The organism is Clostridium sp., assembly GCF_051656525.1.
Taxonomy (GTDB): domain Bacteria; phylum Bacillota; class Clostridia; order Clostridiales; family Clostridiaceae; genus Clostridium.
The window spans coordinates 1-5,243 of sequence record NZ_JBOGCC010000164.1; the positions used below are offsets into that span (position 1 = coordinate 1).

Consider the following 5,243-nt stretch of genomic DNA (forward strand, 5'->3'; position numbering starts at 1 on the left):
ACTTAATTACCCCTTCTCCACTAACTACTAAAAACTTTTCATTTTTAGTATGATGCCAGTGATTTCCCTTTGTAATTCCTGCTTTAGAAATATTTACAGATACTTGTCCCATATTTTTATTCTTTATAAACTCTGTAAAAGAACCTCTATTATCCACATTCATTTTTAATTCATAGGAAAAATTATTTTCTGGTAAATAACTTAAGTAAGTGCTATAAAGCTTCTTAGTAAGTTCATTTCCCATATCTGAAATTTTTAAAGTTTTTCTACTATTTTTAAATTCATTTATTAAATCAACTATTGTTCCTAATGTAGCTTTATGCTCAATCTCTACTGATAAATATCCACTAACTTTATTTTTAAGTTCCATAGTTTCAATAAAACTATTTACAACATCATCTATATAAACTAAAGTCATTTCTCTTTCTCTATCAGAAACCCAAACCTCTTCACCATTTGCTATGTTGTTACAAAAAGTTGCTATAGCTGAGTTATAATTGGGTATACACCATTTCCCAAAAACATTAGGTAATCTATAAATGTAAACTTCAGCTCCAGTTTTTGTTCTGTAATCCAATAGTGCTTCTTCAGCTAATTTTTTACTTACTCCATAAGGATTATCTAAATCTGCTTGAATTGATGAAGTTATTAAAATACTAGTTTTTCTATTGTTTTCTACTAACTGATTTATTATTTTTTCAGTTAAACCCGTATTTCCTTTTTTAAATTCCTCATCATCTTTTGGTCTATTAATTCCTGCTAAATGGAATATAAAATCTGAATTTTTAACAGCATCCAACAATTCATCTTCTGAATTATCTATATCAATAGTTAGAATTTCATATTTTTTTAATTCTTCTAATTTACAAATTAAATTTTTCCCTATAAATCCTCTAGCTCCAGTAACTAAAACTTTCATATTCTACACTCTCCTTAAACAAGTTCTTTAACTTTGACATTTTTAGTATCATTGAACTTATCTAATTCTTCTCTTATAAAAGGTAATTTAAGTAGTAATTCTTTAACAGCTTCAACATCAATTCTATTTGTGTTATCTGAGTTATATTCAACTTGATTTCTTATCATATCATTACCCTCTGTAAAGAATTTATTGTAATTTAAATCTCTATTATCACAAGGAATTCTATAATAATATCCACAATCATCAGCCTTAACAAACTCTTCTTTAGTAACTAAAGTTTCATAAGACTTTTCACCATGTCTTGGTCCTATTATTTTAATTCCAACCTCTGACTCAAATAACTCTTTTAAAGCAGTAGCTAATTCAAAAATAGTACACGCCGGTGCTTTTTGAATAAACATATCTCCTTGTTTACCATTTTCAAAAGCATAAAGTACTAAATCAACTGACTCTTCTAAAGTCATCATATATCTCGTCATATTTGGATCAGTTATTGTTAAGTCTTCACCTTTTTTAATTTGCTCAACAAAAAGTGGAATTACAGATCCCCTTGAAGCCATAACATTACCATATCTAGTTCCACAGAAAACTGTTTCCCCTTCCATTGCTCCTCTTGCCCTTGCAACCATAGCCTTTTCTGCCATTGCTTTAGAGATTCCCATCGCATTAACCGGATAAACTGCCTTATCAGTACTAAGTAAAATTACTTTTTTAACATTATTCATTAACGCTGCTTTAAAAACATTATCTGAACCCTCAACATTTGTTTTAACTGCTTCCATTGGATAAAACTCACAACTTGGAACTTGCTTTAAAGCTGCTGCATGGAAAACATAATCCACACCTTTCATAGCATAGTTAATACTATCTAAATCTCTAACATCACCTATATAGTATTTAACTTTAGAACTATTAAGTTCTTTTCTCATATCATCTTGCTTTTTCTCATCTCTAGAAAAAACTCTAATTTCCTTTATATCTGTATCCATAAATCTTTTTAAAACAGTATTTCCAAATGATCCTGTTCCCCCTGTTATTAAAAGCACCTTATTTTTAAACATAATATCTCCCTTCATATTTTAATTTGTTAATAAATATATTAATTTTTATTTTTTTGAAGAATCCGATTAATTAATCTAACTCCATTTTTATATTCTATTAAAATTTCATTCAATTTTTTATTACAATTCAAATCAAATTCTTCCCATTTTAAAGAATTATAATAATTGTATATAACATCAGCAAAATCTTTATTTACTGGAGAATATGCTAAACCTATTTCATTTTCTTCTATTTGCTTCCCCATATAAGATTCACTATTACATATTTGAGGAATATTTAAAGTTATTCCATCATAAAATTTATTTGCCATCGCTAATTTTGTATTCCTGTCATTTTCATATATATTGTGAATCAAATCAGTTTTTTTAGCAAAATCATATCTATTTTCCGGATTATATTTTCCATGAAAGTATACATTTTTTATGTTATTTTCTTCACAATATTTTTTTAAAACATTCGCTGTAGTTTGTTCTCTTCCATGATAATGAAGTTCAAATCTAATATCATTAGCTAATCTATCAATTATAAGTTTATTAATATTTTGTTGTCTTATAAATCCCCAATACCGTATTCTAATAATTTTTCTTTTTTCTGCTTTAAAGTCTCTTATCTTTTTTTTGTTCAATGAATCTAATAATATGTTGTGCGACGTATATATTTTTTTTACATTCGGTAAATTTCTTTTAAACCCTTCTGAACTAACAAATGTTGCAATTGAATTTTTTACAAGTTTATTAATAACATTCTTATATATACCAATATTTTCAAATGTTATATCTCTATAATCTAAAATATATTTATATTTATATTTATTTTTTAAAATATCATATAAAATAACTCCAGGAATGGTGTGCATAACAATAATCAAATCAAATTTTTGATTTAAAAGTATTTTTTTTGCATTTTCCCTATATTTTAAAAAACTTTTTATTTTTTTCACTTTAGCTACTTCATCTTCTTGATATAATTTAAATTCATGTAAAGTTATATCATAAGGTAATTTTATTTCATCTTTTTCATCTCGATTCCAATAAAGTAAATGTACTTCATTTTCTAAATTATTTATCTGATCCAAATAAAATCTCATATATGGCATATATGCTAGTTTAGTAAATCCTATAAGTAATATTTTCATATTATTCTCCTTCAATTAGCTCATAAAATATATCAATAAATTTTTGAGTGTTTTTTGTACTAGTATAATTTTTTTTAGCAAATTCTTTAGAGTTTTTTGACATTACTTTTATTTCCTCTGGATTTTCATACAAATACAATATAGCATTAGCTAATTCTTCATGATTTTCATTAGATACAGATATCCCTAATTTATTTTCATTGAACATTTGAAAATAATTTGATCTTTTTTCTACCGAATTTACTATCACTCTATTACATGCCATTAATAATGGTGCTTTACTAGGAGTTCCATTTCCTATAACTCCTTTTTTTAAAGGAATAACACAAATTGAACAAGCGCTATATACATCTGGAACAATTTCTATTGGTTGTAGCGGATAAAATTCTATATTATTCAAATTATTATCTTTAACTTCCTTAATAAAATCATTTTTCACATTTCCATCTCCAATAATTTGAAATATTATATTTTTTTCTCTTTTTAATAATTTAGCAGCTTCTATAATCGCTTTATAATTAAATACATATCCTATTGTTCCTGCGAATTGCACATAAAACTTTTGATTATTTATATTATATTTTTTTAAAAATTTATTATCTGATGGTAAAATTTCTTTTACTGATTTATCATCATACCAAGGAGAAATTACTCTTACTTTCTCTTTTATAACCTTTTCACATATTATTTTTTCTTTCATATCATCAGAAAGTACTGTTATTATAGAACTCATTTTATAAGTAAACTTTTGAATAGTTCTAAGTATTTCATATAAACATCTATTTTTTATCACACCAATATCATATGCATGTCCCGGAAAAACATCATATATATTATATACAATAGGTTTTTTAGAAAATAATTTAATCATAATCATTTGATAAATTACTGTAGGACAAGATTGTAAAAAAACAATATCAAAATCTTTAATTCTATTCCATTTTTTAAAACTAGTAATAGCAAACCAAGCTTCATCTATATAACGATTTATAAAATTGGTTTTATCTATTATTTTTCTATCAATAACATCATAGGTAAATTTTTTTTTATTTTTTAACATTTCTGGTATATCTGAATTTATTTTTTTTCTTCTACTTTGTATCAAATGGACATTTATCCCTTGATTTAAAAAATCATTTATCATAACCATCGCCATTTGGTTATTAGGTCCTGGAGTATCAAACCCTTCTGTCGTTATAAATAATACCTTCATTAATTATCTACTTCCCCTCTTTCACACCATCACTTTTAGCAACTTTAAAAACTGTCATAAAAATTATTTTCATATCAAAAATAAAGTTTTCTCTTTTTAAATATTCTTCATCTAAAGCTACTTTTTCTGGTATTGGAAGTTCATCTCTTCCATTTATTTGCGCCCAACCTGTAAGCCCCGGAACTAATTTATCAATTCCTTTTTTTGTTCTTAAGGCTATTAAGTCAGCTTGATTATAAAGTGCTGGTCTTGGACCAACCACTGACATTTCTCCAATTAATATATTCCAAAGTTGTGGAAGCTCATCAAGACTTGTCTTTCTTAAAAAGCCACCAATAGGAGTAATCCATTGCTTAGGATTTTCCAAAAGATGCGTTGGTAAGTTCGGTGTATCAATTCTCATCGTCCTAAACTTATAGATTTTAAACTCCTTATTATTTTTTCCTATTCTTCTCTGTGAAAATAAAATAGGACCTGGTGAACTAACCTTGATAGCAATTGCCACAACTAGAATTATTGGAGAAAGTACTATAACTGCTAGTAAACTTGATAAAAAATCAAAAATTCTCTTCAGCATATTTCCCCCGAATTTTCTAAAACATTAATTTAATTTTACCTTTGTTATTTTGTTGAATCATATTCCCTTTTTGTAAGGGGTTGTTCAGTACCCAGGTATATTGGTACCCCGTTGGAAAACAAGTTTTCCACTTGCCCCCAAATACCCCGGTACCTGTATGAAAACATTAATTTAATTTTACTCTTAACTGTATAGTTAATTTTTTGCTTTGGCTATCCGAAAAAGCAAAGCTTTCAACCAACTCCCCATTTCACATTCCTCATTCCCAATTCAAAGCCTAGCTTTGACTGAATCATGTTTCCATTTTGTGAATTGTTGTTCAGTACCCGGGTAT

5 protein-coding genes are annotated in these 5,243 nt (G+C 26.7%); all 5 read right to left on the bottom strand.

The annotated features are described in order from the left end of the window. Nucleotides 1-919, bottom strand: a 919-nt coding sequence (locus ACRDDY_RS08435; protein WP_438564512.1) for a polysaccharide biosynthesis C-terminal domain-containing protein, incomplete at its 3' end; no start/stop codon positions are given. Between the two features lie 14 nt (nt 920-933). Next, complete coding sequence (locus ACRDDY_RS08440; RefSeq protein WP_438564513.1) at nt 934-1,983, bottom strand: polysaccharide biosynthesis protein; 1,050 nt, start codon at nt 1,981-1,983, stop codon at nt 934-936. Nucleotides 1,984-2,021: 38 nt separating this feature from the next. After that, on the bottom strand, nt 2,022-3,119 hold the full coding sequence (locus tag ACRDDY_RS08445) for a hypothetical protein (protein WP_438564514.1): 1,098 nt from the start codon (nt 3,117-3,119) through the stop codon (nt 2,022-2,024). 1 nt (nt 3,120) lies between these two features. Beyond that, on the bottom strand, nt 3,121-4,332 hold the full coding sequence (locus ACRDDY_RS08450) for a glycosyltransferase family 4 protein (RefSeq protein ID WP_438564515.1): 1,212 nt from the start codon (nt 4,330-4,332) through the stop codon (nt 3,121-3,123). A 7-nt stretch (nt 4,333-4,339) separates the two neighbouring features. Next, nucleotides 4,340-4,909: a sugar transferase gene (locus ACRDDY_RS08455; RefSeq protein ID WP_438564516.1), complete on the bottom strand. Its 570-nt coding sequence runs from the start codon at nt 4,907-4,909 to the stop codon at nt 4,340-4,342. Between the last annotated feature and the right edge of the window lie 334 nt (nt 4,910-5,243).

Coding starts and splice junctions, on each gene's coding strand:
- ACRDDY_RS08445 (WP_438564514.1), bottom strand. CDS start 3,119: ATGAAAATATTACTTATAGGATTTACTAAACTAGCATATATGCCATAT.
- ACRDDY_RS08450 (WP_438564515.1), bottom strand. CDS start 4,332: ATGAAGGTATTATTTATAACGACAGAAGGGTTTGATACTCCAGGACCT.
- ACRDDY_RS08440 (WP_438564513.1), bottom strand. CDS start 1,983: ATGTTTAAAAATAAGGTGCTTTTAATAACAGGGGGAACAGGATCATTT.
- ACRDDY_RS08455 (WP_438564516.1), bottom strand. CDS start 4,909: ATGCTGAAGAGAATTTTTGATTTTTTATCAAGTTTACTAGCAGTTATA.